The organism is Bradyrhizobium sp. (assembly GCF_022844465.1).
Classification (GTDB): domain Bacteria; phylum Pseudomonadota; class Alphaproteobacteria; order Rhizobiales; family Xanthobacteraceae; genus Bradyrhizobium.
In genome coordinates this window covers 13,971-40,604 of record NZ_JALHLP010000024.1, presented here as the reverse complement: position 1 = coordinate 40,604, position 26,634 = coordinate 13,971, and the positions used below count along the sequence as shown (strand labels likewise).

The 26,634-nt window shown below is 64.3% G+C and carries 28 protein-coding genes; 14 read left to right on the top strand and 14 right to left on the bottom strand.

What is annotated here, in order from left to right:
- Positions 1–9: 9 nt before the first annotated feature.
- Entirely contained in the window at positions 10–2,055 is a 2,046-nt protein-coding gene (thrS, locus tag Q0D31_RS22640) for a threonine--tRNA ligase (RefSeq protein ID WP_291856265.1), read from the bottom strand.
- 137 nt (positions 2,056–2,192) lie between these two features.
- On the opposite strand from thrS, the gene Q0D31_RS22635 reads away from it, so the two are divergent.
- Positions 2,193–3,335, top strand: a complete 1,143-nt coding sequence (locus Q0D31_RS22635; RefSeq protein ID WP_291856263.1) for an MFS transporter — start codon at positions 2,193–2,195, stop codon at positions 3,333–3,335.
- Between the two features lie 6 nt (positions 3,336–3,341).
- On the opposite strand, the gene Q0D31_RS22630 is transcribed toward Q0D31_RS22635, so the two are convergent.
- Positions 3,342–4,310: an alpha/beta hydrolase gene (locus Q0D31_RS22630; protein WP_366518545.1), complete on the bottom strand. Its 969-nt coding sequence runs from the start codon at positions 4,308–4,310 to the stop codon at positions 3,342–3,344.
- A gap of 692 nt (positions 4,311–5,002) precedes the next feature.
- Between Q0D31_RS22630 and Q0D31_RS22625 the strand changes: the two genes are divergently transcribed.
- Both Q0D31_RS22625 and Q0D31_RS22620 read left to right on the top strand, forming a co-directional pair.
- A complete protein-coding gene (locus tag Q0D31_RS22625) occupies positions 5,003–6,376 on the top strand; it encodes an amino acid permease (protein ID WP_291856322.1) in 1,374 nt (457 codons plus the stop codon).
- A gap of 2 nt (positions 6,377–6,378) precedes the next feature.
- Complete coding sequence (locus tag Q0D31_RS22620) at positions 6,379–7,623, top strand: hypothetical protein (protein WP_291856261.1); 1,245 nt, start codon at positions 6,379–6,381, stop codon at positions 7,621–7,623.
- A gap of 29 nt (positions 7,624–7,652) precedes the next feature.
- Here Q0D31_RS22620 and yidD read toward each other — a convergent pair whose 3' ends face one another.
- Positions 7,653–7,997 (bottom strand): membrane protein insertion efficiency factor YidD, encoded by a 345-nt coding sequence (gene yidD, locus Q0D31_RS22615; protein WP_291856259.1) that lies wholly within the window; start codon positions 7,995–7,997, stop codon positions 7,653–7,655.
- 247 nt (positions 7,998–8,244) lie between these two features.
- Between yidD and Q0D31_RS22610 the strand changes: the two genes are divergently transcribed.
- Positions 8,245–9,165, top strand: a complete 921-nt coding sequence (locus Q0D31_RS22610; protein ID WP_291856257.1) for a hypothetical protein — start codon at positions 8,245–8,247, stop codon at positions 9,163–9,165.
- Positions 9,166–9,299: 134 nt separating this feature from the next.
- On the opposite strand, the gene Q0D31_RS22605 is transcribed toward Q0D31_RS22610, so the two are convergent.
- Positions 9,300–9,749: an iron-sulfur cluster assembly scaffold protein gene (locus Q0D31_RS22605; protein ID WP_291856255.1), complete on the bottom strand. Its 450-nt coding sequence runs from the start codon at positions 9,747–9,749 to the stop codon at positions 9,300–9,302.
- 231 nt (positions 9,750–9,980) lie between these two features.
- Between Q0D31_RS22605 and folE the strand changes: the two genes are divergently transcribed.
- The 4 genes from folE (at position 9,981) to Q0D31_RS22585 (ending at position 13,781) form a co-directional block, all read left to right on the top strand.
- A complete protein-coding gene (folE, locus tag Q0D31_RS22600) occupies positions 9,981–10,682 on the top strand; it encodes a GTP cyclohydrolase I FolE (protein ID WP_291856253.1) in 702 nt (233 codons plus the stop codon).
- Positions 10,683–10,711: 29 nt separating this feature from the next.
- The gene (hisI, locus tag Q0D31_RS22595) at positions 10,712–11,140 is read left to right on the top strand and encodes a phosphoribosyl-AMP cyclohydrolase (protein WP_291856250.1); all 429 of its coding nucleotides are present in this window, start codon (positions 10,712–10,714) and stop codon (positions 11,138–11,140) included.
- A gap of 197 nt (positions 11,141–11,337) precedes the next feature.
- Positions 11,338–12,390: a transglycosylase SLT domain-containing protein gene (locus tag Q0D31_RS22590; protein ID WP_291856249.1), complete on the top strand. Its 1,053-nt coding sequence runs from the start codon at positions 11,338–11,340 to the stop codon at positions 12,388–12,390.
- 224 nt (positions 12,391–12,614) lie between these two features.
- Positions 12,615–13,781 (top strand): DUF2336 domain-containing protein, encoded by a 1,167-nt coding sequence (locus Q0D31_RS22585; RefSeq protein WP_291856247.1) that lies wholly within the window; start codon positions 12,615–12,617, stop codon positions 13,779–13,781.
- A gap of 162 nt (positions 13,782–13,943) precedes the next feature.
- Here the strand turns inward: Q0D31_RS22585 and Q0D31_RS22580 are convergent, their stop codons facing one another.
- The 5 genes from Q0D31_RS22580 to Q0D31_RS22560 form a co-directional block, all read right to left on the bottom strand.
- Positions 13,944–14,522 carry an Hpt domain-containing protein gene (locus tag Q0D31_RS22580; RefSeq protein WP_291856245.1) on the bottom strand — a complete coding sequence of 193 codons (579 nt, stop codon included), beginning with the start codon at positions 14,520–14,522 and terminating at the stop codon, positions 13,944–13,946.
- A gap of 21 nt (positions 14,523–14,543) precedes the next feature.
- Positions 14,544–15,089 (bottom strand): response regulator, encoded by a 546-nt coding sequence (locus Q0D31_RS22575; RefSeq protein ID WP_291856243.1) that lies wholly within the window; start codon positions 15,087–15,089, stop codon positions 14,544–14,546.
- 101 nt (positions 15,090–15,190) lie between these two features.
- Positions 15,191–15,970, bottom strand: a complete 780-nt coding sequence (locus Q0D31_RS22570; RefSeq protein WP_291856241.1) for an NAD kinase — start codon at positions 15,968–15,970, stop codon at positions 15,191–15,193.
- A gap of 123 nt (positions 15,971–16,093) precedes the next feature.
- Entirely contained in the window at positions 16,094–18,250 is a 2,157-nt protein-coding gene (locus Q0D31_RS22565) for an adenylate/guanylate cyclase domain-containing protein (protein ID WP_291856320.1), read from the bottom strand.
- Positions 18,251–18,277: 27 nt separating this feature from the next.
- Positions 18,278–18,904, bottom strand: coding sequence for a hypothetical protein (locus Q0D31_RS22560; protein WP_291856238.1), 627 nt, complete (start codon positions 18,902–18,904; stop codon positions 18,278–18,280).
- A 373-nt stretch (positions 18,905–19,277) separates the two neighbouring features.
- On the opposite strand from Q0D31_RS22560, the gene Q0D31_RS22555 reads away from it, so the two are divergent.
- Positions 19,278–20,789, top strand: a complete 1,512-nt coding sequence (locus Q0D31_RS22555; RefSeq protein ID WP_291856318.1) for a peptidase S10 — start codon at positions 19,278–19,280, stop codon at positions 20,787–20,789.
- A gap of 98 nt (positions 20,790–20,887) precedes the next feature.
- Here Q0D31_RS22555 and Q0D31_RS22550 read toward each other — a convergent pair whose 3' ends face one another.
- Positions 20,888–21,424, bottom strand: coding sequence for a tetratricopeptide repeat protein (locus Q0D31_RS22550; protein ID WP_291856236.1), 537 nt, complete (start codon positions 21,422–21,424; stop codon positions 20,888–20,890).
- 317 nt (positions 21,425–21,741) lie between these two features.
- Here Q0D31_RS22550 and Q0D31_RS22545 point away from each other — a divergent pair, with 317 nt between their 5' ends.
- The 3 genes from Q0D31_RS22545 (at position 21,742) to Q0D31_RS22535 (ending at position 23,561) form a co-directional block, all read left to right on the top strand.
- Positions 21,742–22,122 carry a hypothetical protein gene (locus Q0D31_RS22545; RefSeq protein ID WP_291856316.1) on the top strand — a complete coding sequence of 127 codons (381 nt, stop codon included), beginning with the start codon at positions 21,742–21,744 and terminating at the stop codon, positions 22,120–22,122.
- Between the two features lie 264 nt (positions 22,123–22,386).
- Positions 22,387–23,100, top strand: a complete 714-nt coding sequence (locus Q0D31_RS22540) for an outer membrane beta-barrel protein (RefSeq protein WP_291856234.1) — start codon at positions 22,387–22,389, stop codon at positions 23,098–23,100.
- Positions 23,101–23,321: 221 nt separating this feature from the next.
- Positions 23,322–23,561, top strand: coding sequence for a hypothetical protein (locus Q0D31_RS22535; RefSeq protein WP_366518546.1), 240 nt, complete (start codon positions 23,322–23,324; stop codon positions 23,559–23,561).
- A 48-nt stretch (positions 23,562–23,609) separates the two neighbouring features.
- Here the strand turns inward: Q0D31_RS22535 and Q0D31_RS22530 are convergent, their stop codons facing one another.
- Positions 23,610–23,882 (bottom strand): hypothetical protein, encoded by a 273-nt coding sequence (locus Q0D31_RS22530; RefSeq protein WP_291856229.1) that lies wholly within the window; start codon positions 23,880–23,882, stop codon positions 23,610–23,612.
- A 183-nt stretch (positions 23,883–24,065) separates the two neighbouring features.
- On the bottom strand, positions 24,066–24,269 hold the full coding sequence (locus Q0D31_RS22525) for a hypothetical protein (RefSeq protein WP_291856227.1): 204 nt from the start codon (positions 24,267–24,269) through the stop codon (positions 24,066–24,068).
- A 60-nt stretch (positions 24,270–24,329) separates the two neighbouring features.
- Here Q0D31_RS22525 and Q0D31_RS22520 point away from each other — a divergent pair, with 60 nt between their 5' ends.
- Both Q0D31_RS22520 and Q0D31_RS22515 read left to right on the top strand, forming a co-directional pair.
- Entirely contained in the window at positions 24,330–24,695 is a 366-nt protein-coding gene (locus Q0D31_RS22520; RefSeq protein WP_291856225.1) for a hypothetical protein, read from the top strand.
- Positions 24,692–25,540, top strand: coding sequence for an alpha/beta hydrolase (locus Q0D31_RS22515; protein WP_291856223.1), 849 nt, complete (start codon positions 24,692–24,694; stop codon positions 25,538–25,540). Before Q0D31_RS22520 ends, Q0D31_RS22515 begins: the two co-directional genes overlap by 4 nt.
- Before the next feature lie 23 nt (positions 25,541–25,563).
- Here the strand turns inward: Q0D31_RS22515 and Q0D31_RS22510 are convergent, their stop codons facing one another.
- Both Q0D31_RS22510 and Q0D31_RS22505 read right to left on the bottom strand, forming a co-directional pair.
- On the bottom strand, positions 25,564–26,034 hold the full coding sequence (locus tag Q0D31_RS22510; protein WP_291856221.1) for a hypothetical protein: 471 nt from the start codon (positions 26,032–26,034) through the stop codon (positions 25,564–25,566).
- Between the two features lie 159 nt (positions 26,035–26,193).
- Positions 26,194–26,445: a hypothetical protein gene (locus Q0D31_RS22505; RefSeq protein WP_291856219.1), complete on the bottom strand. Its 252-nt coding sequence runs from the start codon at positions 26,443–26,445 to the stop codon at positions 26,194–26,196.
- Positions 26,446–26,634 lie beyond the last annotated feature (189 nt).

Sequence of the window (26,634 nt, the reverse complement as noted above, 5' to 3'; positions counted from 1 at the left end):
GAATCGTGATCAGGTTTCCGATCGCGCCCGCTTCACGTCCGGGGGCGTTGCTTCCTCCACCAGCGCCGCCAGCGCCTCGTCGGTCGGAAACACTTTCTGGCCGTCGCTGCCGAGCCGGCGAATCGACACTGAACGGGTCTCGGCTTCCTTCTTGCCGACCACGAGCAGCGCGGGGATTTTCGCCAGCGAGTGCTCGCGAACCTTGTAGTTGATCTTCTCGTTGCGCAGGTCGATCTCGACCCGCAGGCCGGCGCGCCGGGCCGCGGCGGCGACCACCTTGGCGTACTCGTCGCCTTCCGAGGTGATCGTGGTGACGACGACCTGCACCGGCGCCAGCCAGAGCGGGAAGTTGCCGGCGAAGTGCTCGATCAAGATGCCGATGAAACGCTCGATCGAGCCGCAGATCGCCCGATGTACCATCACAGGCGTCTTCTTCGAGCCGTCGGCGTCGATGTAGAAGGCGCCAAAGCGCTCCGGCAGGTTGAAATCAACCTGGGTGGTGCCGCATTGCCAGTCGCGGCCGATGGCGTCACGCAGCACATACTCGAATTTCGGCCCGTAGAACGCGCCTTCGCCCGGATTGATCGTGGTCTTAATCCGGTTGCTGCCGGAGGCCTGAATTTCCGCCAGCACCGTCGCCATCACGCGCTCGGCGTGATCCCACATCTCGTCGGTGCCCACGCGCTTCTCCGGCCGGGTCGAGAGCTTGACCGTCAATTCACCCTCAAAGCCGAAATCGGCATAGGTCGACAGGATCAGGTCGTTGATCTTCAGGCACTCGTCGGCGAGCTGGGCTTCGGTGCAGAACACATGGGCGTCGTCCTGGGTGAAGCCGCGCACGCGCATCAGGCCGTGCATCGCGCCCGACGGCTCGTAGCGATGCACCACGCCGAACTCGGCCAGGCGTAGCGGCAGGTCGCGGTAGCTCTTGAGGCCGTGCTTGAAGATCTGGACGTGGCCGGGGCAGTTCATCGGCTTCAGCGCAAACCAGCGCTTGTCCTCGGCCTCGTCGCCGGCCGATTGCGCCGCGAACATGTTCTCGCGGTACCAGTCCCAGTGGCCGGAAGTTTCCCACAGCACCTTGTCGAGGATCTGCGGCGCGTTGACCTCGCTGTAGTCGCCGGTCAGGCGGCGGCGCATATAGGCGATCAGCGCCTGGAAGATGGTCCACCCCTTCGGGTGCCAGAACACCACGCCGGGGCCTTCCTCCTGGAAGTGGAACAGGTCGAGTTCGCGGCCGAGCTTGCGGTGGTCGCGCTTTTCGGCCTCCTCGATCTGTTTGAGGTAGGCATCGAGCTCTTCCTGCTTGGCGAACGCCGTGCCGTAGATCCGCGTCAGCATCGGATTGTTGCTGTCGCCGCGCCAATAGGCGCCGGCCACCTTCATCAGCTTGAAAGCGTTGCCGACCTTGCCGGTCGAGCTCATATGCGGGCCGCGGCACAGGTCGAACCAGTCGCCCTGGAAATAGATCTTGATCGGCTCGTCGCCGGGAATGGCGTCGACCAGCTCGACCTTGAAGGCTTCGCCCTTGTCGCGGAACACCTGCTTGGTCTTTTCGCGCGACCAGACTTCCTTGGTGAAGGGTCTGTCGCGGGCGATGATCTCGCGCATCTTCTTTTCGATTGCGGCGAAATCTTCCGGCGTGAACGGCTCGTTGCGGAAGAAGTCGTAATAGAACCCGTTCTCGATCACCGGCCCGATCGTCACCTGGGTGCCCGGCCACAGCGATTGCACAGCCTCGGCCAGCACATGCGCGGCGTCGTGGCGGATCAATTCCAGCGCGCGCGGATCGTCGCGGTTGACGAGCTCGATCTTCGCATCGCATGAAATCGGATCGTTGAGGTCGGCAATGACGCCGTCCAGCGCCATCGCCACGGTGCGCTTGGCGAGCGAGGGCGAGATGCCCTTGGCGATCTCCAGTCCGGTGACGTCTCTGGGATATTCGCGCCGGGCGCCGTCGGGAAAGGTGAGGGCGACCTTCTGCTGGGGGTCGGCCGGTTTCAAATTCGCAAGGCCATACTGGAATCCCGGTGCGGGCGTGTTTTGGTCAGGCATAGCATTCTCCTGAAGCTCACTCCTGCGAACGAGCGCAGGTAAGCGGGAAGCAGCGGTATAGCAGGGGATTCGGCGCCTGCAATCGGGCAAATTCGAGAAATTACGCATTAAAGACCAGAGCTGATATATGGGCGCGGATGAAGAGCTATGCGCCGACCGCCCTCATGCTCGGCAACGTCGTCACCGGCTGCGCGGTGTTGGCGCCGGCGGGCATGCTGGGCGAACTGGCCTCGGGTCTGGACGTCAGCATCGCCGCCGCCGGGCTGTTGGTCACGTTCGGCGCGGTCGTGCTCTGCGTCGGCTCCCCGGTCACGGCCTGGCTGACGTCAAGGATTGAGCGCCGCACCTTGCTCGCGGCGACGCTGGCGATACTGGCGCTTGCCAACATCGCATCCGCCTTCGCGCCTGATTACGCGAGCCTGCTGGCGATTCGCCTGGTCATGCTCGCGATCGGCGCGCTCTATACGCCGCAAGCGGCGGGAACCGCCGGCATGATCGTGCCGGAGCAAAAGCGCGGCAGCACGATCGCCTACATCTTTCTCGGCTGGTCGGTGGCGGCGGCGGTCGGCCTGCCACTGATCACATTCATCGCCAGCCGCTATGGCTGGCGCGCGGCGTACGGCGGCATCGGCGCGATCGGCTGCATCAGCTTCTTGTTGCTGGTATGGCGTCTGCCGGCTGGGCTGCTCGGCGCGCCGGTCGACCTCAAAACCTGGGCCGATATCGGCCGCAACCGGCTGATCTTGCTGCTGCTGTCGGTCACGACGCTTCAGATGTCCGGCCAGTTCGTCGTCTTCACCTTCATGGGGCCGCTGCTGGCAAAGCTGACCGGCGTTGGACCGGACGCGATCGCGCTGGTGTTCGCCTGCTACGGCGTGTGCGGCTTCCTCGGCATCGCAGTCGCAACCCGGATCGTCGATTCCTGGGGTGCGTGGAAAAGCTCGGTGCTGTTCATGGGATTGTTACTGGCCGGCGTGACCGGCTGGGCGCTCAGCGCCGGCCTCTATCCGCTGATGGTCGCTTCCGTCGCGATCTGGGGACTTGGCTTTGCTTCCACCAATTCGATGCAGCAGGTGCGGCTGGTCGGCGCGGCGCCGTCGCTCGCCTCCGCCTCGGTGTCGCTCAACACCTCGTTTCTCTATGTCGGACAGGCCGTCGGATCTGCGATCGGCGGCTTTCTGTACGCGCGCGACTTGTTTTATGCCGCAGGCTACGTCGCGGCGGCGCTGGTCGCGCTGGCGTTCACGTTGGTGGTCCTGAGCCGGCCGAAACCAGCCTAGCGCCAGCTACCGCGCCGCGTAGGGCGCGCCGGCGATCCTGGTCAAGGCGGGCGTTGCCGCCATCTTGATCAACAGATCCTTCAGCGGATGCTCGGTCCAGGCTTGCGTCACGTAATCGCGATGGGTAACGCCGTCGGGCGTCTGCACGAACACGACGCTGCCGGGCCGCAACGGTCCCTCCAGGCTCTCGGTCACCGCGATGCCCTTGCCACGCAGCATCTCCATCAATTCCTGATCGTACCGCGCGGTGTGACGGGTGTAGGCGCTGACGAAGAAACCCGCACGATTCTTCTCGATCCAGGTCGCGAACTTGTCGAGCTCGCCATAGACGGCATCGAGCAGGAAGACGCCACGGACCCGGTTCTGGATACCGCCGACCTCAAGGCTCCAGGCCGCCGGCATGAATCCACCGCTGTAGCCGACAATCACGATCGGCAGGTTCGCGAATGCCTGCGCCGATTTCGGATCGCCGTAGAGGCGGGCGAGGTGGCTGGCCGATTCATCGATGAAGCGCTTGAAGCCCCCGGGCTGCCAGAACTTGCCGGCGCTGGAATCGGCGGCGTTGACCGCGAGCTGCGGCGCGAGCAGCACGGCGTTGACGCCGGAATCCGAGATCTGCTGCGGCACCAGCTGGCGGTCGCGGACGTCGCGTTCCAGCGTCGCGCCGTTGCCGTGGAAGAACACCACGATCACGCCGGGCTTGCGGACATCGAACGCCTCGGGGACGTGCACCAGCACGCGGCTGTCGTTGTAGGTTTCGTCCTGCCAGTAGACCCGGCCGTTGTAGCTGCGGCGGCCCTTGCGCTCGCCCTTGCTGATATTGAGAAAGGGTTCTTCGGTGCGCGGATTGTTGCCGAAATAGGGGAAGGCGGACGACTTCATGCTGATCAGCGTCGTCAGCTCTTCGCGCTCGCTGGTTCGGGGCAGGTCAAGCGCCGGTGTCAACGACGCCACCCGCACCGGCTCGGTACGCACGGTTCGCCGCGGCGGTGCCAGCGCGGCCTCGCGCGGAAGCTGGGGCAGGCTTTCTCTGGAGGATGGGAAACGGTCGGAAAATCGCGGCTTGGGGAAGCGGTCTTCGAACGTATCGGCGTTCGAGTCGAAAGCCGGAGAGCTGGAAGCTAAAGATCTTGCGCCTTCGATGTTCGCCGCGAGCATCCCGGCGCTCGGCGCCTTTCCGCGTAGAACGAGGGCGAACGATAGCGCCAGCAACAACGCAGCCAGCAGCGTAGCCCAGCGCAACCGAAGGCGCCGGCGATGACGCGGCGCGGCCGGGGAAATCGTCCGGCCGCCGCGATCAGCTATCAGGAATTCGGGAATAGCTCCGACCATCCACCCACTTGCCCCGGGATTCGCCGTCATCCGGCGTATGCTCGCGTGTGACCAGTCAACACCAGATCAGGCAACACAAAGTTACCGGAAAACGCCCCAGTCCGGAACCCCGACAGGACCATGCAATCGTGTCGCGATTGTGGGACAGTGATGATGTTTGGGCAAACGGCGGTGCCTTGCAACCGCTTTCGCGGGGGAACGGTATGATATGACCTGTTTCCCCTCCCAACTTAAGCCATTGTTTGCGCAGTTGAATTGATCGGCGCCTGCTTCGCCAAGGGGAACGTCGGGCGCGGCGCGCGGGGAAGGTTGGGTCCGAGGTGGCAGCAACGGAACTGGCGGCAGCAGAAGCGTTAGGGGCGTCGCGCTCCGGTCCGCGCCCCGGCGGCGGCTCCACCATTTCGGTCGTGGTGGCGGTTGCAATCGTGGTTGCCGACATGGTGGGCGTCGGCGTCTTCACCAGCCTCGGGTTCCAGGTCAAGCAGATCCCTTCCGGGTTCTCGATCCTGTTGCTGTGGACCATCGGCGGCATCGTCGCGCTATGCGGGGTGTTTTGCTATGGCGAACTCGGCGCGATGTTTCCGCGCTCGAGCGGCGAGTACAACTTGCTCGGCCGGGCCTATCACCCGGCCTTCGGTTTTGTGGCGGGCTGGGTGTCGGCGACGGTCGGCTTCGCGGCGCCGGTCGCGCTGGCCGCGATGGCGTTCGGCGAGTACGGCAAAGCAGTGTTGCCCGATACACCGCCGATGCTGCTCGCGGTCGGCGTGGTCTGGATGGTATCGCTGGTGCAGCTCGCCGGCGTCAGGCATTCTGGCAGGTTTCAGCTGATCGCGACCATCCTCAAGGTGGTGCTGATCATCGCCTTTCTGGTGAGCGGATTCGCAATCGGTACGGCGCAACCGGTCTCGTTTGCGCCGTCCGCTCCCGACCTTGCCTACATCGCCAGCGCCCCGTTCGCGATCAGCCTCGTGTTCGTGATGTATTCGTTCTCGGGGTGGAACGCCGCGACCTATATCATCGGCGAGGTGCGCGATCCCGAGCGCAACGTGCCGCGCGCGATGCTGTCCGGAACGCTGATCGTGCTGGTGTTGTACGTCGCGCTCAACGCGGTGTTCCTGTACACCGCGCCGATCGACAGGCTGGCGGGGCAGCTCGACGTCGCGCGTATTTCCGGCAGCTATATCTTCGGCGAGTTCGGCGGGCGGATCGTCGGGGCGATGATCTGTTTCGGGTTGATTTCATCGATCAGCGCGATGATGTGGATCGGGCCGCGCGTGATGATGACGATGGGCGAGGACATTCCGGTGCTGCGGCCGTTCGCCCGGAGGTCCGCCGGCGGCGCGCCGGTCTACGCCATCCTGTTCCAGCTGGTGGCCGCGAACCTGATGCTGCTCACGCGCAGCTTCGAGGCGGTGCTCGATTTCATCCAGTTCTCGCTGTTGTTCTGCTCGTTCTTCACCGTGCTCGGCTTGATCAAGCTGCGCATCACGCATCCCGAATTGCCGCGACCCTACCGCGCCTGGGGATACCCGCTCACTCCCCTGGTCTTCCTGCTCGTGACCGGCTTCATGATGTACTACCTGCTGACGCAACGGCCGCTGCAATCGGCCCTCGGTGTTCTGATCATGCTGTCGGGTCTCTTGATCTACGCCGTTTTCCGAAAGCGATCGGCCGGCGACGCCGCCGTCGCGCCTTCGGGGCTACAATGAACATGACGCCTTCCTTGAAGGTCGCCTTGCGAGCTTCCTTGCGGACTGCGACGCTTGCCGCCGTCTTGTTGTTCGCGGCCGGACTTTCCGTTCGCGCCGATACCGCGACGGCGGACGATACCGCGAAGTTTCTGGCCGGCATGATGCCTTCAGCGGGCTCGCCATTGACGCCGTTGACCAGCGATCCGGCCTGGCAACGCCACGCCAAGTTCTTCGACAACGCCTTCGCGCAGCTTGAACAGCGGCAGCTGTCGCGGATCCGCGCCTGGTCGGAGGTCCATCTGGCGGCGCCGCGGCCGACCATGTTCTACATGTTCTCGGGGCCGGACTTCCTATATGCCAACGCGTTCCATTCGAAGGCCTCGACCTATGTACTGAGCGCGCTGGAGCCGACGGGATCGGTGCCCGATCTGACGAAACTGCCCCGCGGCGGCATCGCCTCCGCGCTCTACAATGTCGAACGGTCGTTGGGCTCGATCCTGAGCTTCAGCTTCTTCATCACCAAGGAGATGAAGACCGACCTGCAGGCGGGACAGGTCAGCGGCACGTTGCCGATCCTCTACGTGTTTCTGGCGCGCGCGGGGATGACGATCAGGAGCGTCACCCCGGTCGCGCTCGACGACAGCGGCGCGGCGTATTTCGCCAACGAGAATCCGGGAGCTAACGCCGTCCGCGGCGTGCGCATCCTCTTCGCCGGCAGCGACGGTCAGGACAAGACGCTGTATTATTTCTCGACCGACCTCTCCAATGCCGGCGTCAAGGCGAGCGGCTTCCTGAAATTTTGTTCGACACTTGCGCCCGGCAACAGTCTGCTCAAGAGCGCGTCTTATCTGCTGCACTCCCCCAACTTCACCACGGTGCGCGACTTCATCCTCGCCAACAGCGCAACCATCATTCAAGACGATTCCGGGATTCCGCTTGCCTATTACAGCCCCAGGAAATGGCGCTTCTTTCCGTTCGGTCGCTATAAGGGAGCGATCGCGGAATTCCCCGGCCGCTATCAGCAATCCTACGCCGAACTGTTCCGGCGCGCGCAGCCGATGGATTTTGGCATCGGCTATCGCTGGCGCGCGCCTGAGTCGAATTTGCTGCTGTCGGTGCGGTTGCCCGACGACGGCTCATCCGGTTCGGACGCGATGTCGACGACTGACCCGCCGCCGTCGCCACCACTGCGTTCCCGAGCGCCGCGTCCGCCCGCGGACATCGGCCCCGAACAGCCGAGAGGTGGCATCTTCTTTTGGCGGTAGCCGGAGCCTGACGCATCCTGAGCTATACGCTAGGGGCCGTTGACGCCGCGCCAGCGGCCGTAGCGCCACGGCAGGTACCATCGCGCACCCGCAGGCGGTTTCAGCGGCACGTTGTCAATACCTGATGTGCCCCAGGGTTGGCAGCGTAACAGCCGCGCCAGCGTCATCCATCCGCCACCCCACAAGCCGAAGCGTGCGATTGCTTCATCGCCGTAGACCGAGCATGTCGGCAAATGCCGGCAATTGTAACCGATCAGCGGCGACAGCGTGTGCCGATAGACCCAGATCAGCGCGCGCCCGGCGAGGCGCGGCAGGTTCCGCAGCGCATTCCCGAATGCCGCTGCCGGCGAAGGTTCGGACGATGATTGTTTCATGGTCGAGGTGCTGAAATCTCGCGCGTCTTCTTGCCGGGTTTCGTGGCAGGGAACCGGATGCTCTCAGGTATTTGCGCCACACCCGACAAATAATCGCATGTTTCTGGCGAGAGTGCAGCAAAGGTTCTATGGACGGACGCGATTCGCGCGACTACCGTTTTGATGGCGCGCGGATGACAGAATCATGTCGCGTTGCATGGGGGGCGTTGCCACTGCTCGTTGACGGGGCCTTGGGGAAGGGACCAAATTGACGCTGGTAGGGTCGCTGAAAACTCGCGGCTGGGCGCTTCTGGGCGCCACCGCCTTCTGTCTCGCATTGCCCGGCGCAATCACGACGCTCGGCTATTCGGCCCACGCCGGCGGCAGCCTTGAACAACGCAAGCAGCCGATGCAGTTCAGCTGGGTTGCGTGTCAGCCGGACTGCGGCTCTTGGGTGTCGGCGGTTGGCATCGTGACGGCGGACAGTCCGAGGGCCTTCGACGAATTCGCCCGGCGTCATCAGCTCGCCGGCGCAACCATCGTGCTCGATTCCAGCGGTGGTTCGGTCAACGATTCCATCACAATCGGCCGTCGCTTGCGCAGCCTCGGTGCGTTGACGACGGTTGGCGCCACGGTGCGGACGCAGACCGCACAGGGCGAACGCGTCAGCGTGGTGCCGGAGGCCTATTGTGAGTCGATGTGCGTTTTTCTGCTGCTGTCGGGCAAGACCCGATACGTCCCGCCCTCGGCGCGCGTCCGCGTGCATCAGATCTGGATGGGCGATCGCGCCGATGACGCCAGGGCCGCGACCTACACCGCGCAGGACCTGATGATCGTGGAGCGCGACATCGGCCGTCTCGCCAAATACACCTTCGACATGGGCGGCACCGGCGACTTGCTGTCGCTCGCCCTGAGCGTGCCGCCGTGGGAAGATCTGCACCAATTGTCGCGCGCTGAACTACGCTTGACCAACCTGGCCACGACCGATGTGGTGGCCGACGTGTTGCCGATGTATCATGCTTCGGCGCCGATGGCCGACGCGAAATCGGCCAAGCCGACTCAGGATCGCTTCCTCAACTGGGCGGTCGAGAGCGAGGCGCTACCGCAGGCGGTCAAATCAACCAAGACAGCGGAAGCCATGGCGCCGACCGGCGGTGCGGCGACGGAACCGACGCAGCCCGCCAAATAGGGCATGTGGCGCACCGGCGGTGTCACCTTCCGCAAAAGCGGATGGTTGAGCTGCGGCATTTGATAGACGATCATTTGGGCGTGCTGGCTGCGCCGCATGCGCGGGCCATGACGGCGGTATGTTGGTTCAGCCGCTTACGCCGATGCCGATTGCTTGGCTCTCGCTTCGATCTGGCCGATGGCGTCGACCACGGCATCGAAGGTCAGCATGGTCGAGGCGTGGCGCGCCTTGTAGTCGCGCACCGGTTCAAGCAGCGCGATGTCCGCCCATTTGCCCCGCGGAGGGCTGCCGTTTTCCTTCAGCATCTTGCGCACGGTTTCGCGCAATTCGCGCAGTTCGGCGGCGGTGGAGCCGACGACGTGGCTTGCCATGATCGCGGACGAGGCCTGGCCCAGCGCGCAGGCTTTGACGTCGTGGGCAAAGTCGGTGACGACGGGGCCGTCCATCGTGAGGTCGATCTTGACGGTAGAGCCGCACAGCTTGGAGTGGGCGGTGGCGCTGGCATGGGGGGCGGGGAGGCGGCCTAGACGGGGGATATTGCCTGCCAGTTCGATGATCCGCTTGTTGTAAATGTCGTTCAGCATAGATCAGGGTCCCGGAAACGCCCGTGCGAGCGCCCTTGGCGGCAAGGTTTCATCGTCCTATATATGGTTATGGAGGCCGGAAAAACAGCCCGGCCGTTTCGCCAAGATGCGCGAAAACGAAACCAGTTCGGCTACGACCGTATTTCTTGATGGGACTCAGGCGCCCGGCGGCCAGATCGCCCCGTCTGCCCGGTGACACTCCGGTCTTCGGACCGGTCGAACGGAGAAGACATGGACGCATTGATCAAATCCCTCCGCAAGCCTTCAGAAGTTAAATCCCCGGATATGACCCCGGAATCTCGCCCGGCCGAGCTTGATCCGGCGGAATTCCTGGCGGCCGCCGTCCGCGCCGACCTGCCGCGGCCGTCACGGGCCGAGGCCGAGCACGCCGTTCACACGCTGCTCAGCTATATCGGCGAGAATCCGGACCGCGAGGGTCTACTGGATACCCCTCGCCGGGTGGTGGAAGCCTTCGACGAACTCTATCAGGGGTATCACCAGTGCCCGGCCGAGGTGCTGAACCGCACCTTTGGCGAAACCGCCGGTTACGACGATTTCGTCCTGATCCGCAATATCGAGTTCACCTCGCAATGCGAGCACCACATGATGCCGTTCTACGGCAGGGCGCATATCGCCTATACGCCGGTCGAACGGGTGGTGGGGCTGTCGAAGCTTGCGCGCCTGACCGACATCTTCGCCCGTCGCCTGCAGACCCAGGAGCACCTCACCGCGCAGATCGCCGCGGCGATCGATGAAGTCCTCAAGCCTCGCGGCGTTGCGGTCGTGATCGAGGCGGAGCATACCTGCATGTCGGTGCGCGGCGTCGCCAAGCATGGCGCGATGACATTCACCAGCCGCTACACCGGCATGTTTCGCGATAACCCCGCGGAACAGGCGCGTTTCCTGTCCATGGTGCGAGGACCGAACCGGTAGCCTCGCCTCGATCTTTGCGAGGACCAAGCGTGTCCACATCCACCGCTACCAGCGAACGCGAGGAGGGGCTGGAATTCCGGCCCAAATTCGACGCATCCGGCCTTCTGACCTGCGTAGCGACGGATGCCGCCTCCGGCGAGGTGCTGATGGTCGCGCACATGAACGAAGAGGCGCTGCGCAGGACGATTTCAAGCGGCGAGGCCTGGTATTTCAGCCGTTCACGCCAGTCGCTGTGGCGAAAGGGCGAAACCTCCGGCCATACCCAGCGCGTGGTCGAAATGCGTTTGGATTGCGATCAGGATGCGATCTGGATTCGCGTCGAGCAGCGGGACGCTGCGTGCCATACCGGACGGCGTTCATGCTTCTACCGCAAGATCGAAGCCGCCGACGGCGGCGCAAGATTGTCGTTCGTGGATGCGGACAGGCCATTTGATCCCGCCGAAATCTATCGCAAATAACGCCGTCGTTCCGGGGCAGCCCGAACGGCATCTCTGGATTCCGGGTTCGCGCAAATGCGCGCCCCGGAATGACGCATCGCGGGAACCCCTTAACCCCTCATTAACCATGATTGCCGCAGTATCGGCCTTGCACGGGCGCTGATTGCCGGTGTCTGCGAAGCCCAGCGGTCGTTTCGCGAGGAGCGGGGCACCAAACCATGTCGGTCGACACGATGAATCCCATGGCTACGGGAGGGGGCGATCCCACGCGCGCCAGGATCGCCGGCTCGATTCGGCAGGCCGCGTCCACCACCGGCGCCAGCTTTGAATATCTGCTCGCCACCGCCAAGATGGAATCCAATTTCAATCCGAAGGCCGCCGCCACCACCTCGTCGGCGCGCGGGCTGTTTCAGTTTATCGACCAGACCTGGCTCGGTACGGTGAAGGAGGCGGGCGCCCATCTCGGCTACGGCAAATATGCCGACGCCATCACCCGAAATCCCTCCGGCAGCTATTCGGTCAGCGACCCCGCCGCGCGCGCCGCGATCATGAAGCTGCGCGAGGATCCGGACGCGGCCTCGTCGATGGCCGCGGTGCTGACCCAGTCCAACAGCTTCAAACTGACCGGCAAGATCGGCCGCCGTCCGACCGACGCCGAACTCTACATGGCGCATTTCATGGGCGTCGGCGGCGCCGGCAAGCTGATCCAGGGCGCCGAGGAAAATCCCAACGCCTCCGCCGTGCGGATGTTTCCGCAGGCGGCGGCGGCCAACCATTCGATCTTTCATGATCGCTCGGGGAAGGCGCGCAGCGTCTTCGAGGTCTATTCGGTTCTGAACACACGCTACGCCGGCGCCGCCAATTCACCGGCGACGCGTACCGCGATGGCGACCGTCGGCGGCGATCCGCCAAGGCGCATCACGATCGCAAGCGCGGCCCCGGCGACGACGGCGATCGACAACGCCGCCTATCTCTCCAGCTTTCCGGACGTGCGAACCGTCAAGCCGGCGGAGGCGGCCTCGCGGGCCAGCCTCACCACCGCCTCCGCGCCGCCCGAGCCGATCTTCCGCTCGCTGTTCCAGGCCGGCGAACGCACGCAACCGATTTCGCCTGCGGTTCAGGAGCTATGGGGCAAAGGTTCTTCGCTGACCTCGGTTGCGCCAGCAACCTCGGTTGCGCCAGCGACTTCGGGTTTGCCGGCCAAGCCTGAAGTGCGCGCGCCCGGCCGGCTCGATCTCTTCAGCGATCGTGCGGGCCTATTCAGCAGCTGATCCTTTCAGCGAGCAAGCGCCGGTTGCACCGGCCTGCATTCCCCTCCAAGCCAATTGCCGCGTCTTATCCTACGCCAAGGTTGTTCTCCATCGCCTTTGCACCCTTAACAAAACGTCAACAAAACCAGTCGTTTATGGTGAACCCTTTGTTAAGCGCCATGGTTTATTTTGTATGACAGTGGCGCCGCGTCACGGTGTCGTTCAGGGTTGCGTAAGCCAGGTCCATGATCGTTCGTCAGTTCATCAGTTGGATACGGACCGCTCCGGCAGGCGAGCGGGCGGAGGCGACGCGGGCTCTGGCGCGGGCCTGGCTGATTTCAGACCTCAGCGCGGATGACCGCATCGCCGCCGAGGGCGCGCTGCTGATGCAGCTCGACGATTCCTCCCCGCTGGTCCGCCAGGCCATGGCGGACGTGTTCGCGCGCAGCATGGAAGCACCGGCGGCGATCGTGCAGGCGCTTTCGCTCGACCAGCCGCCGATAGCACTGCCAATTCTCGAACATTCGCCGCTTCTGATCGACGCCGACCTCGTCGACATCGTCGCGACCGGCAACAGCGAGGTGCAATGCGCCATCGCCCGCCGCGTCAGCCTGCCGCCGTCGGTTTCGGCTGCGATCGCCGAGGTCGGTTCGCCGGCTGCCGCGCTCGAACTGATCGAGAACGCCCATGCCGAGCTTGCGCCGTTCTCGTGGGATCGCATTGTCGAACGCCACGGCCATCTCGCCGCCATCCGTGAATCGATGCTGGTGCTGGACGGGCTGCCCGCCGCCACGCGGCTGGCGCTGGTCGCCAAGCTCTCCGAAACGCTGGCGCAATTCGTGGTCGCCCGCAACTGGCTCAGTCCCGACCGGGCCGGGCGGGTTGCGAGTGAAGCGCGCGAGCGCTCGACCGTGAACATCGCCGCAGGTTCGCGCGGCGAGGACATGCAGGACCTGGTGCGGCACCTGCGCGCCACCGGGCAATTGACCGCGGGGCTGATCCTTCGCGCGTTGCTGTCCGGCAATCTCGCGCTGTTCGATGTGGCGCTTGCCGAGCTTTCGGGCCTGCCGCAGGCGCGGGTGGCAGCGCTGCTGCACGACCGCGGCGGCGCCGGCGTGCAGGCGCTGTTGACCCGCGCAGGCTTGCCCGAATCGACCTTTGCCGCGTTCCGCGTCGCGCTCGAGGTCGGCCACGAGACCGGTTACGTCGATACGCCCGATGGCGCCGCAAGATTGCGCCGCCGCATGGTCGAGCGTGTGCTGACCCATTGCCGGACCGAGCGCCAGGCCGCGGAGCCGCTCCTGATCCTGTTGCGGCGTTTCGCCACCGAGTCCGCCCGCGAGGAGGCCCGCATGTTCTGCGAGGAACTGCTCGCGGAAGACGCCATTGAGCGCGATCTGATAGCGGCGTAAGTCAGTTTCTCGCAGTTAATCCGGCGTCGCCCCTGCGCAACGCAATCCATAGCCACAGCCGTCGTTTATGATTGCACGAAGTCGTTGGCCAGTGCGCATCTGACCGAGAAGCCGCAGCGTATCAGTCCCTGCGTTGGCAGGGACGACGGGGCAGGATGCGGCTCAATCCGCCGGAACGATGCTCGGAGCCAAGATTGCTTCGAGATGCTCAGGGCGGTCCTGGTTGGCTTGGACAAGAAACTCGTCCGCAACATCGCGCAACTGCCGGCTCAGGGCGCACGCGAGCACGGCGCTGTCGCGTCTGGTGCCTTCGCGCACGATTGCCTGAATGGCGTTGATATGATGTCCGATCAGGTCCGACGGCACTCCTTCGAGGTCGGGCGCGTGCTCGACGATGCGGCACAGGCTCTCGGCGGCGACGCTGGCCGAGGGAAAGCCGAACGTGGCGGCATCGCCCTTGATGTCGTGGGCAGCGCGAAACAGCTCTTCGCAGTTTTCCGGAGTGAACCCGTCGCGGAGAATGGCCGCGTGGGCGCTCGAGAGCCGGTCGGCCTCGGTGCTCATCCAGTTTCCGAATTCGCCGGACAGCCCGGCGAGCGCGTGCTCGGCGCGCGCGATGGGATCGTCAACGTCGGATTCGGGCACGCGCAACAACACCTTGCGCAGCGGGTTCGGCTGCGTGATGACGTGATGGTCGGCAAACGACTCGATCTTCAGCGCCCCGGCCCTTTGCTTCGGCATGATGTTCTCTCCAGATCTGCGCTAGGCGTTCGACCGCGCCTTGTCCAGCAGCGACGGCTGCTGCATGACTTCCGCATCGCCGCCGATGCGGCGCTCCGGGCCAATATAGGTGTTGGTGGTGTTGCGCCGGCGATCGGGGCCGAAATAGGTCTTGGTCCTGATGAAGGGACGCGGATTGGCGACAACGTTGAGGATACGCTGGTACAGCCCCTTGGCCGAGATCGGCTTGGCCATGAATTCCGTGACGCCGGCATCGCGCGCCACCATCACGCGCCGCTTCTCGGAATGCCCGGTCAGCATGATGATCGGCGCGTACGGGTTGCCCTTGGATTCCGGCTGCCGGATCATCTGCGCCAGCTCAAGACCGTCGAAGATCGGCATCGACCAGTCGGTGATGACGATATCGGGCACGTAGTGGCTGTACATTTCGAGCGCGGTGGCGCCGTCTTCGGCCTCATAGGCCTCGCGCGCGCCGAAGGAATGCAACAGCGTCCGCAGGATGCGACGCATGTGCGGATTGTCGTCGCAGATGAGAAACCGCAGCTTGTTGAAGTCTATGCGATACATGGGCGGTCCGGCCAAAGCGGTATATTGGCGTTAACCGTATCGCTGCATTGTTAACGAAGGGTTGAAAACAGCGCGAGAGACGCCTGGTGGCGAGCCCGAAATCAATATCCGAACTGCTCGCGCAGGATGCGCTCTTCGAGGCTGTGGCCGGGGTCGAACAGCATCCGCATCGCGATCGTCTTGTCCGACAGTACCTCGACCCGGCGGACGTCGCGCACGTCGTCATGGTCGGCGGCGGCGGCGACCGGGCGCTTGTCGCCCTCGAGCACCTCGATCACCACGAAGGCGGTGTTGGGGAGCAGGGCGCCGCGCCAGCGGCGCGGCCGAAAGGCGCTGATCGGGGTCAACGCCAGCAGCGCCGCGTTGATCGGCAGGATCGGCCCCTGCGCCGAGAGATTGTAGGCGGTCGAGCCGGCGGGGGTCGCAACCAGGATGCCATCGGCAACCAGTTCCGCCATACGCTCGCGTTCGTCGATCAGGATTCGCAGATGCGCCGCCTGATTGGTCTGGCGAAACAGCGCGACCTCGTTGATGGCGTGATGAACATGTACCGCGCCGTGGACGTCGGTCGCGCGCATCAGCAGCGGATTGATCAGGGATTCCCGCGCCGCGGCGAGCCGCGCGTGCAGGTCGTGGGTGGTGAATTCGTTCATCAGGAAGCCGACGGTGCCGCGGTGCATGCCGTAGATCGGCTTGTCCGAGCGCATGTGGGCGTGCAGCGTCTGCAGCATCAACCCGTCGCCGCCGAGCGCCACCACGACGTCGGCGTTATCGGCATCATGGTTGCCATAGAGCTTGGTCAGTTGCGCCAGCGCGTCCTGCGCCTCGGCGCTGGCGCTGGCGACAAAGGCGATCCGGTCGTATCGCTTGGGGGAGGTCATCGGGCGGCAAGCTCGCGGGGGGCGCCGGATTGCGCCGCGACCGTCTATACACCTTGGCGGGGCTTGTCGAGATGGCCTTGCGCGTCCCTCGGACCGGTGACCCGAACCGGGCGAGAATCGGGGCTATTTCTCCTGCAGCGTCCGGATCGGGTCCCAATCCTCGCCCGGCGGATTCCGCGCCAGTTCGCGCGCGCGGGCGCAAAACAGCGCCGCCGGCCGGTCGGTTGCCGCCGAACGATCGAAGCACCCGGCGGCAAGTTCGAATTCACGGGCGCGCCAATGCGCCAGCCCGTCGGCGTAGTTCGCGACCTCTGCCTGCCGGGAAGCCGCAAGTTCGCTCGAAAGCGCCAGCAGCTCGTAGATCTTCAGCGCCTGGTTTCGTCCCTTGACCCTGATTGCGTCGAGTTCGCGCCAGGCGAAATCTCCGCCAGCCAGCGCCACGGTGGTCTCGGAGGCGATGATTGTCGTGCCGTAGAACTTGTTGGCGCCCTCCAGCCGCGACGCCAGGTTCACCGCGTCGCTCATCACCGAGTAGTTGAAACGCCGCTGCGACCCGAAATTGCCGACCAGCGCCTCGCCGGAATTGATCCCGATCCGTTGCGCCAGCCGGTTTTCGCGGAAGAGCGCCGAGGAGCCGTTGAGGTCTGCGAGCTGCGTGCAGCAATCCAGCGCGGCGCGCGCTGCGTTGGCGGCATGGTCGGGATCGTCGGCGGGGGCGCCGAACACCGCGACGATGGAATCGCCGATATACTTGTCGACATACCCGCCATGGCCCTCGATGATGTCCGTCATCGCCGAGAGATATTCGTTCATCAGCTCCATCAATCCGTCAGGCGACATCTTCTCCGCGATCAGCGAAAACCCCTCGATATCCGAAAAGAACACGGTGACATCACGGGTTTCGCCGCCAAGCTCCGGCAATTTGTTCGACGAGAGCATGCGGTTGATAACGTGCGGGGCGAGGTAAAGCGCGAAACTCTTCTGCAGCAGGCGGCGGTCCTTGTCGGCAATGACGAAGCGGAAACCGACGGTCGCGGCCAGTGCGGCAAGGCTGGCGATGAAGGGTTCGGCGACCGGCAGCACCAGTGACTGGTTGAAGGCAAGCGTGGCGCCGGCCAGACCGAGCGCAATCATCGCCGCCCAGGCCAGGACCGCGCCGACCGGCCGCCACAGCCACGCGGCCGCCGCCGCCAGCGCCGCAAGCAGGCTCGCGATCAGGAACACCGGCAGTCGCCCCAGTTCGACGGCGGCGTTGCGCGCCATCAGGTTGTTGACGGCGGTGGCGTGGATATAGACGCCGGCCACCGTGCTGATCCGGAAGCCGGCGTTCGCCGACATGCCTTCAGCCGGCCCGCAGCGCGGCATGCGCGCACCCTCGATGCCGGTTGCAAAGCGCTTGGAGGTCAGTCGGCGATCCTCGATGTCGAGGACGGTGCCGAAGATGACGACCTTCCCGTCGAACCAGCGCCGAAAATACTCCCGGTCGTTGCGGATCGCGCAACCGCGCAGGTCGGCAAATGAAAAAGTCGGGATGTCGTCGGCGCCGCCCGCGAAATTCAGCGTCATCGTACCAGGCGCCCGGCCGGGAATCCGGTAGCCGGCCAGCGTAACCGTTCCGTCCGCGGCAAACTCGGGTGCGACGCCGAGGGCGCGGGCGGCCAGTTCGAGCGCCATCGCCGGCGTCGGCGCGCCGTTGACGGCGAATGTCAGCGGTAGCCGGCGTACCGTGTCATCGCTGTCCAGCTGGACGTTGAGGGGCCGGAGGTTCTGCTGCTGGCGAACCGCGACGCGTTGTCCCGGCGATGGCCGGATCGGCTCGTCGCCGCGCAGGATTTCGCCGAGCACCACTCTGCCCGAGGCGGACGCGGCGGCGAGCGCCCGCAGGAAATCGCGGTCGAAGCCGCGAACCTTCTCCCCGAGTTTGCCTTCGCCGAAAGGTATCTCGGACAGTTCGATCGAGGTCGGAATCACCATGTCGAATCCCACCACTCTGGCGCCGCCTTCAAGGACGGCGCCCAGCACGCGCCCGATCTCGCCGGTCCAGGTCAGCGTCGGTGACCCCTTGAAGGGCGGCGAGCGATAGGTTTCCTCGTCGATTGCAACCACGACCGCGGGCGAGGTGAGGGGGTCGTGCGTTCGACCGAACGCCTGCCAGCGCAAGGCCGTCAGGATATCGATCGAAAGTCCCTGCACCGGCTTTAGCGGGGGGGAAATCGAGACGGCAGCGCTTGCGAGCACGATCGCCGCGACCGCGAAGACGTCGCGCGTGGTTCGCTTCAGCTTCAAGACCTGAGGCTCGCCAAAAGCCTATTCCATGCGCAGCAACCGGCCGACGATCGGCGTCGCGCCGCGCTTGGCCTGCGGATCGACCCGGAACACGATCTTCGACGAGTTGAATGTCGCGGCGTACAGGCCGCCGGGAACCAGTGCCCGGTTGGTGCCCGCGAAATCGTAAAATCGTCCCTTGAACTGCCTGCCTTCCAGATCGACCTGCACACGCTCGCCGGCGATGTCGAGGCGCTCCACGATCAGCTTGCCGCGTCCTTTGGCTTCGACCAGCGGCGAAGCGCCGTACAATGTAAGCGGGGCCGGCGGTGGCGGGGTCTTGTTCGCGACGCTGCGAACCACGGTGGCGGCGGCTTCACGGTTCTCCCGCGTGGTGGCGTGCATCTGATTGGAATCACAATTGGTCTTCTCGGCCTTGACCTCGGCGAGGTGGACTGCGCTCTGCTCGGCGCCGACGACAATGGTACCGCCGCCGCTGATCGTCTCGCGACGACAGGATTTCAGGTAGCTGAGCACGATCGAGCCGTCGTCACCCAGCTTGATGACGGATTTGGGCGTCAAGTAGTCCATGAACTCGGCGCCGGTGACCTTGCCCTGAATTTCCTCGACAATCGCGACCGGCGTATCCGCCGCGACGGAAGTAGCCATTGCCAGCAGCCCTGCACAAACAGCCATCGTCAGTTTCATATCGAGACCCCATTGGAGAGCGCGGTCTTGTTAGTCGCGCCAGCGCCTGAATGGTTTCATGGACAAGTGGTCGACCGGATTCGCCCCGTGGAACCGACCGTTATCATCTAACCGTCGGCGAGGACAGCCGTGGGCAGGCGACTTTGCGTCGAATGCGGATACTGTCGGGATTGTGATTTCCGCAGCGTTCTCCGGGTTGTGTAGCACAGGTCCCGGCTGCCGCAGTCCCGGGCTGGATTTTGCGGCGCGACCGATCCTCGTCACACGGAGCAGCGACATGGCTTTTCGTTTGATGGCGCAACGCGCCGCGCGTCTGGCGGTGACGCTTCTGTGCATGTGTTGGGTGGCCGGCGCGCGAGCCGAGGACGCTGGCGCGCCGAACACGCCGCAACCGGCGGCGGTATCCTCCTCAGCCCCGTCGGGCCAGAAGGGTGCGGGGCGGGGTAACGCCGCCACGCCGCCGCCTGCGGCCGAACCACACCGCCTGCCGCCGGATTCCACGACCAGGCAGACGCTTGCGCTGCCCGACCGCACGCTCGGCTTCGCCGCGACCGCGGGCTCTATCCGCCTGTTTGACGACAAGGGCGAGCCGCAGGCCGATATCGCCTACAATTCCTATCAGCTCGACGGCGCCGACCGCGCGACCCGTCCGGTGACCTTTCTGTTCAATGGCGGGCCGGGCGCCGCCTCGGCCTGGCTGCAGTTCGGCGCCGCCGGGCCATGGCGATTGTCGATCGGCGGCGAGGGGGCGGTCTCATCGGCTACGCCGGAAGTGTTGCCCAACGCCGAGACCTGGCTCGACTTCACCGACCTCGTCTTCATCGATCCCGTCGGCACCGGCTACAGCCGTTTCGTCGCGTCCGGCGAGGAGGCGCGCAAGCGGTTCCTTTCCGTCGACGGGGACGTCAGCGCGATTGCGCTGGTGATCAGGCGCTGGCTCGAAAAGCATGATCGCTTGTTGTCGCCGAAATTCGTGGCTGGTGAGAGTTATGGCGGCATTCGCGGACCGAAAATCGTCCGCAATCTGCAGACTCAGCAGGGCGTCGGCGTGCGCGGGTTGATCCTGGTTTCGCCCTTGCTGGACTACCGCGACTTTTCCGGCTCCAGCCTGCTCCAATACATGTACACGCTGCCGAGCATGGCGGCGGTGGCGCGCGAAGCCAAGGGTCAAATCACGCGCGCGGATCTCGCCGAGGTCGAGAGCTATGCGCAAGGCGAGTTTCTCACCGATCTCATCAAGGGGCAGGCCGATGTCGAGGCCACGTTGCGGCTCGCCGACAGGGTGGCTGCGCTGACCGGCATCGATCGGGCGGTGAGCCGCAGGCTTGCCGGACGTTTTGACGTCGGCGAATTCCGGCGGGAGTTCGACCGCCGCAATGGCAGGGTGACCGGCCGTTACGACGGTTCGGTCTTAGGCTTCGATCCCTACCCGGATTCGAACTACGCCCAGTTCGGTGACCCCTCCGGCGATGCGCTGACGGCGCCGCTAACCAGCGCGGCGGTGGAAGTCACCACGCGCAAGCTCAACTGGAGGCCCGATGGTTCGTACCATCTGCTCAGCGAAAGCGTGAACAGGTCCTGGGATTTCGGCCGCGGACCGGCCGAGTCGGTATCGCAGCTACGCCAGATCCTCGCGCTCGACCCCAGAATGAAATTGCTGGTCGGGCACGGTCTTTTCGATCTGGCCACGCCGTACTTCGCGTCAAAAGTGCTGCTCGACCAGTTGCCGGCCTATGCCGGGACGGACCGCGTGAAGTTCGTCGTCTATACCGGCGGCCATATGTTCTATTCGCGGGACGACGCGCGCGCCAAATTCCGCTCGGATGTCGAGGCGCTGATGAAGTAAATTCCGGAACAGCAAAACCGGCGCCGCGGCGAGTGGCGCCGGTTTATCTGCCTCGTCGCTAGCGTTGCGCGCTAAAAAGAAACGCGAGCGTCAATGGCTCAATAAGCCAGCCCCGTGCCCGGCGGCTTTTCCAGCGCCGCCGCGAGCGAGCGATATTCCTCGCTTGCGGTGCCGGCGAGCTGGGCAATCCGGCTCAGGTGATACTGCGCCTGGTCGCGGTTACCCTGCTCAAGCTGCCACAGGCCGTAGTACTGCCAGGTCTTGACGTGGTTCGGATCGGCCTTGAGCGCGCGCTCATACCAGATTTGCGAGACCTTGTAGTCACCGAGTTGGCGATGCGCGTAGCCGATCAAATTGGCGACTGCGGCATTGTCGTCATGGCCGAGCGACTTCAGTTGGATAATCGCGGAGCCGTAGTCGCGGCGGTCGTAGATCGCGGCATAGGCGGCGCGGTAGCCGTCGGCAAATGCGGTTTGCTCAATGCCGGGGCGCGCTTCGCTCGATTTCTTTTTCTTCTTGTCCGGCGGCGGCGGATCGTTCTCGGGCGCGGCGTAGACGACGGTGAAGACAGGGGTCGCCGCGAGCGCAAGCGACAGCATCGCGAGCGTCAAAAGCCTGATCGCTAGTTTGTTCATGCATCTCTCCTGAGGTCGGCTCGGCGATCCTACACCGGGGGTCGCTGATGTGAACACCGGGCGTTCATCGACATTCCCGGCAATGTGGGTCGATTCCGTCGATATTGCGCGCGGCGCCGGGACATGACGAACATGTTATCCGTTGATCGCCGTCACGATTGGTTCTATCGACCCGTGCAGCCTGCCGGCGATGGAGACTGCGCCGGGTAACCGAGATGCGAATTCCATTTCGGCTCCGGGCGGTCTATGGGACGCGCGCGGGGAGAAGTGTTTGCTTGCCGGAAGCAGCCAAAATTGCGGCGATAGCGGTGCTGGCGATGGCGCTTTCGTCCTGTGCCGCCAGCGACGACGGCAAGCCGATCACCTTTACCGATGATCGCGGCGTATCCAACCAGCCGTTTCCCAATAACTACCGTTCGGAAGTGTTGTCGTTCTTCAAGACTTATCTCAACAACCCCGTCGGCGTGCGCGACGCCGGGGTGGCCGAGCCGGTGCAACGCGTCGTCGGCGGGCGGCTCCGCTATCTCGTTTGCCTGCGCTTCAGTCCCCGGGAGTCCGACGGCGGCTACCGCGAACCGCGGGAACGCGCCGTCCTGTTCGTCGATGGCCGGCTCGACCGTGTCATCGAAAACGCCCTCGAGCTCTGTGCCGGCGTGTCCTACATGCCCTTCGCGGAACTCGAGAAATTGAGTCGCTGATCCCTGTCACAGGCATCGGCCCGGCGGATAGACAGGCAAGACTGGATCACTTTTCAGCGAGGGTTGAACCTTGCCTTAGTCATCCCGGACATTAACAAGGCGGGAAGCCCTCCCTTGATCAAAAAGACCTTGAATCCGAGGAACAGGATCTGTTTGTTGCTGCTTTGCCACAGTTGCCCGGATAGGCTTTGCCGCAAAGCAACCTAATTGAGGTCACGTTGTTTGGATTGGTATGAGCAACGCGTTTGAAACGGGGATGACACGATGAAGAAGGTTCTGCTCGGCGCTGCTGCGCTGGCCGCCCTGGCGGCTCCGGCTTTTGCCGCCGACATGCGGGCGCGGCCCTATGCCAAGGCTCCGGCCTACAGCGCCCCTGCCGTGGTCTATAATTGGACCGGGTTCTACCTCGGCGGCCATCTCGGTGGGGCGTTTTCCGGCGATAATTCCCTGCAGGGCAGCGACGCCCGCTTCCTTGGCGGCGTCCAGGGCGGCTTCGACTATCAGTTCGCGCCCAACTGGGTGATGGGTGTCGAGGCCCAGTACAGCTGGCTTCCGAACTCGAGCAACACTGGACTTGTGTTTCCGGGCGGGACGCTGGTGACCTCAAGCACCGATCAACTCGGATCGGTGACCGGGCGGCTTGGCTATACTTGGGGTCCGGCGCTGCTATACGCCAAGGGTGGCTATGCCTGGCGTGACGGCAACAATCTCGGGGTGTCGGTGGCCGGCGTTCCCGCGGCCTTCACCGCCTCCGGCAACCACCAGGACGGCTACACCGTCGGCGGGGGCCTCGAATACATGTTCGCGCCGAACTGGTCGGCCAAGGCCGAGTACCAGTATTACAATTTCGGCGATACGACCTTCACGGCAGGCCCTGCCGCCATCGTCGGTCGCAGCTTCAGGAACGAGGAGCATACGGCCAAGGCTGGCGTGAACTACCGGTTTGGCTGGGGTGGGCCGGCGGCTTCCCGATACTAGTTTTAGCCTTGGATACCGAGACGACTAGACAAGGCCGGCCTCGCGCCGGCCTTGTTGTTTTTGAGGGACGTCTTGCGGGCCCCCTGTCGAAATTACCCTTGGTTGTGTAACGCGTGTGGCTCGCGTTCTCAGGTGCACTGAAAATAATTTTCGCGCACAGCACAACTTTTCGTCACGATCGGCTATTATGGTTCAGCCGGCTGGCGGTTGGACAAACGAACATGCGTGTTTTGGCGTTAGGGCTGATCTTTTCCGCAGCGGCGTTTCCGTGCCTGGCGCAGACAGTTCTGAAATCCGAACCGCTCATGCTGGCTCCCTATGAAATCGCTTTTGTGCAGGATCCCTCCTGCGGAGCCGGGAAAGTTCGCAAGGTCACCGGTTCGATCAGGGGCGTACAGCGCCGCAAGGCCTGCGTGACCTTGGCATCCGAACAGGCCTCGCTGGTGTCCGCGACGCCGTAGTTGGAAATATTGTAGCCTGAATCGCTGGTGTCTGGGATCTCCAGCGCCTCAGGACGCCAATCTCAATCCCGTCTCGAACTGCACTTCCGTTTGTGCCTCGCGCTCGGCCTCGGCCTTGTTGCGCGCCGGATCCTCGTGCGGCTCCGCCTGGCAGAACCGGATTTCATAGTCGTGGTCCAGGATCGCTCGGGGCTCCGCCCTGGTCTGTTCGGAGACGACGTCGACCACGAGCCCGCTTTTCTGGGCGACCTTCCACACGTCGGCCTCGCCCGGATAGGTCTTGCTCAACTTGGCCTCTTTGGAGAACAGCGCATAGGGCATCGTTCGCTCCGTCAAAAACGGTCAACGCGGATGGCGGCGTCCGGGTTTCCATTCCCGCCAGCTTCACCGATCTGTGAGAGGGAAAACGGCCCGTTTCAGGCCGTTTTGGTGGAGTTCTGGGGTTGATTCTGAGTCGTAAACGGGAGGTAAACGTCCTGAAAAAGAATCCCCGGGACTCCTCCACTAGAATCGCCGGATGTTTCCGGCCATGCGGACGATCCTCCAGACCTCCTGCGGGCGGGTCCAACTCATGCTGACGGTCGTGCTGTTCGTCGCCTCTGCGGCGAACATGGCGCTGGTATGCGCCTGGCTTTGAGCGATCGTTGTGGGCAGTCGGAGCAACGCGCCCATTCCGGCGATTGACGCCGCCGCCAATGCTTCCATCATGCCTGCTGGCGAGCACCGGGCAGGGGATGGCGCCAGGGCGGCTCGGGGGCAGGGACGGTCATGATCGAGAAGCTGCAGCAACGGGTCAACAACGATGCAGGCCTGGTCCGGCGCGGTCGCTACCTGTCGACCACGTTCCTGCTGGAGGTAGGCCGCACCTCCTGGCTGATTACGATCTTCGAGGGCCGCATCGTCTCGGTGACGTCAGGCCCGTTCGTGATGCCGTCCTCGTCGTTTGCGCTGCGCGCGAGCGAGGACGATTGGAGCAAATTCTGGAGCGAGCGGCCGCCGCCGGGCTCGAATGACCTGCTGGCGCTGGTCAAGCGGCGGGCGCTGAAGGCGGAAGGCAACCTGCAGATATTCATGGCGCACCTGCGCTACTTCAAGGAAGCCCTCGGCAAGCTTCGGGAGGGAGCCGGCGCATGAGCGTGAAATTCGAGCCGATCACCGGCCGCTACATGCATCTCGATTTGTTCGGCCGGCCGCACCGGGTCTATGTCGAGGAGGCGGGCGAGGGCACGCCACTGTTGTGCCTGCACACGGCCGGCAGCGACGGCCGGCAGTATCGCGGCCTGATGAACGATGCGCGGGTGACATCAAGGCATCGCGTGATCGCCTTCGACATGCCCTGGCACGGCAAGTCCTCGCCGCCGGCCGGCTGGCACGACGAGGAGTATCAACTCACATCGGCGCAGTACACGACCATGGTGCTGGAAATATCGGCGGCGCTGCGGCTCGATCGGCCGATCCTGATCGGCTGCTCGATCGGCGGGCGCATCGCGCTGCATCTGGCGCTCGAGCATCCCGAGCGTTTCCGCGCCATCATCGGCCTGCAGGCCGGCGCCCATGTCGATCCCTATTACGACCTCAACTTCCTGCACCGGCCCGACGTTCACGGTGGCGAAGTCAGCGGCGCCATCGTCTCGGGGCTGGTGGGGCCGGACGCGCCCGCGAAGGAGCGCTGGGAGACGCTCTGGCACTACATGCAGGGAGGCCCCGGCGTCTTCAAGGGCGATCTGTTTTTCTACAAGCTCGACGGCGACATCCGCGGCCGGGTAGCGCAGATCGATACCAGGCGCTGCCCGCTATTTCTGCTGTCCGGCGAATATGATTATTCCTGCACGCCGGAGGAAACGCTGGCAGTGGCGCAAAGCATTCCCGGCTGCGAGGTCACCATCATGAAGGGCCTCGGTCACTTCCCGATGAGCGAAGACCCGCAGGTCTTTCTGACCTATCTGCTGCCGGTGCTGGAGAAGATCGGTCGCAGTTAAGTGCGTGGCGTGGCAGCCGGCGATTACTTTCCCGGACGCGTGGACCTGCCGACTTCGAGGGCGGCCTGAAGCCTGGCCATGGCGGCGCTGCAATAGGCCTCGCGCTCGCGGTTGAAGCGTTCCTGATGAGCGCGAAAATTAGCGATCCGCGCCTTGACCTCGGACTGCAGCTCGTCGCGTAGATTGGTGCGCGGGACCGGCGGGGGCCTGCGTTGCTCGGCGACGCCGCCGCTCACGGCCAGCAACGCTCCGGTGTCAGGCATGGGCCCGGGGGAGGTCGTCGTGCTTGTCTTCTGTTCGGGTCGTCTGATCGAGGGCAGCTCAACCAACTTCAGTGCTGCCGGGGACAATTCGACGGGAGGCAGGGCTGCGGACGTCGGCACGGGACGCTCCCTTGCCGCGACCTTCTCGGCCGCCAGCGTCTCGGCGGAAACCGATTGAACGAATTCCATGGTCTGCGCGATCAGCAGATCGCGGTCTTTCATCCATCTCATGCATCACCTCGGCCCAAATCACTCCATCAAAGGGCCGATGTGGAAGCAAGCGGAAGCAGATGTTAGCTGGGGATAACGTCCGGGAACCTGCGAACAGTGGCACAGGGGTAACGGTGCTCCGGCCCCAACAACGCCAGCGCGGTTCCATCGAACGTCGAGTTAGCGCTCGCTCGGGTTGATGTTGGGCATGAAAGGAGCGCCCACGACGCGAACCTGCGGGTTGTCAGTGACGTACACCAGCGACTTGCCATGCGCGGTGGCCGGGTAAACACCGGCCGAGGTCTCTTTCGCGCCGGGAGGTGGCGAATCGGAGGCTGATTCCACTACCGTGGCACCGCTTACGATCACCAGGGAGAACAAGGTTACAGCAGCGAGCAGAACCATTTTGCAGTTTTCTTCGCGAATGTTCATGGCGGAAGAACGGGGCGAGGGCAGAATGGTTCCGCGCATACCACGGTCGCGAGGCTTTGCCGCAAGTCCCTGGCGCGCGATGGACGCGAAGCGCGAGCGCACGCACTCAAAAAAAACACCCCGCCGCCGTCGACGGGGTGAAGTTCGGGAGGAAGCGGCGCCAGAGAGATCAGAACCGCCGCGAGCCGA

What these genes read in the sequence shown, in the direction of transcription:
- Q0D31_RS22560 (WP_291856238.1), bottom strand. Translation starts at nt 18,904, where the DNA reads ATGGCTACTTCCGTCGCGGCGGATACGCCGGTCGCGATTGTCGAGGAA.
- Q0D31_RS22540 (WP_291856234.1), top strand. Translation starts at nt 22,387, where the DNA reads ATGAAGAAGGTTCTGCTCGGCGCTGCTGCGCTGGCCGCCCTGGCGGCT.
- Q0D31_RS22535 (WP_366518546.1), top strand. Translation starts at nt 23,322, where the DNA reads ATGCGTGTTTTGGCGTTAGGGCTGATCTTTTCCGCAGCGGCGTTTCCG.
- Q0D31_RS22555 (WP_291856318.1), top strand. Translation starts at nt 19,278, where the DNA reads ATGTGTTGGGTGGCCGGCGCGCGAGCCGAGGACGCTGGCGCGCCGAAC.
- Q0D31_RS22525 (WP_291856227.1), bottom strand. Translation starts at nt 24,269, where the DNA reads ATGATGGAAGCATTGGCGGCGGCGTCAATCGCCGGAATGGGCGCGTTG.
- Q0D31_RS22505 (WP_291856219.1), bottom strand. Translation starts at nt 26,445, where the DNA reads ATGAACATTCGCGAAGAAAACTGCAAAATGGTTCTGCTCGCTGCTGTA.
- Q0D31_RS22580 (WP_291856245.1), bottom strand. Translation starts at nt 14,522, where the DNA reads ATGCCGAAGCAAAGGGCCGGGGCGCTGAAGATCGAGTCGTTTGCCGAC.
- Q0D31_RS22620 (WP_291856261.1), top strand. Translation starts at nt 6,379, where the DNA reads ATGACGCCTTCCTTGAAGGTCGCCTTGCGAGCTTCCTTGCGGACTGCG.
- Q0D31_RS22520 (WP_291856225.1), top strand. Translation starts at nt 24,330, where the DNA reads ATGATCGAGAAGCTGCAGCAACGGGTCAACAACGATGCAGGCCTGGTC.
- Q0D31_RS22530 (WP_291856229.1), bottom strand. Translation starts at nt 23,882, where the DNA reads ATGCCCTATGCGCTGTTCTCCAAAGAGGCCAAGTTGAGCAAGACCTAT.
- Q0D31_RS22545 (WP_291856316.1), top strand. Translation starts at nt 21,742, where the DNA reads ATGGCGCTTTCGTCCTGTGCCGCCAGCGACGACGGCAAGCCGATCACC.
- thrS (WP_291856265.1), bottom strand. Translation starts at nt 2,055, where the DNA reads ATGCCTGACCAAAACACGCCCGCACCGGGATTCCAGTATGGCCTTGCG.
- folE (WP_291856253.1), top strand. Translation starts at nt 9,981, where the DNA reads ATGGACGCATTGATCAAATCCCTCCGCAAGCCTTCAGAAGTTAAATCC.
- Q0D31_RS22585 (WP_291856247.1), top strand. Translation starts at nt 12,615, where the DNA reads ATGATCGTTCGTCAGTTCATCAGTTGGATACGGACCGCTCCGGCAGGC.
- yidD (WP_291856259.1), bottom strand. Translation starts at nt 7,997, where the DNA reads ATGAAACAATCATCGTCCGAACCTTCGCCGGCAGCGGCATTCGGGAAT.
- Q0D31_RS22570 (WP_291856241.1), bottom strand. Translation starts at nt 15,970, where the DNA reads ATGACCTCCCCCAAGCGATACGACCGGATCGCCTTTGTCGCCAGCGCC.
- Q0D31_RS22515 (WP_291856223.1), top strand. Translation starts at nt 24,692, where the DNA reads ATGAGCGTGAAATTCGAGCCGATCACCGGCCGCTACATGCATCTCGAT.
- Q0D31_RS22510 (WP_291856221.1), bottom strand. Translation starts at nt 26,034, where the DNA reads ATGAGATGGATGAAAGACCGCGATCTGCTGATCGCGCAGACCATGGAA.
- Q0D31_RS22605 (WP_291856255.1), bottom strand. Translation starts at nt 9,749, where the DNA reads ATGCTGAACGACATTTACAACAAGCGGATCATCGAACTGGCAGGCAAT.
- Q0D31_RS22635 (WP_291856263.1), top strand. Translation starts at nt 2,193, where the DNA reads ATGAAGAGCTATGCGCCGACCGCCCTCATGCTCGGCAACGTCGTCACC.
- Q0D31_RS22590 (WP_291856249.1), top strand. Translation starts at nt 11,338, where the DNA reads ATGTCGGTCGACACGATGAATCCCATGGCTACGGGAGGGGGCGATCCC.
- Q0D31_RS22575 (WP_291856243.1), bottom strand. Translation starts at nt 15,089, where the DNA reads ATGTATCGCATAGACTTCAACAAGCTGCGGTTTCTCATCTGCGACGAC.
- Q0D31_RS22550 (WP_291856236.1), bottom strand. Translation starts at nt 21,424, where the DNA reads ATGAACAAACTAGCGATCAGGCTTTTGACGCTCGCGATGCTGTCGCTT.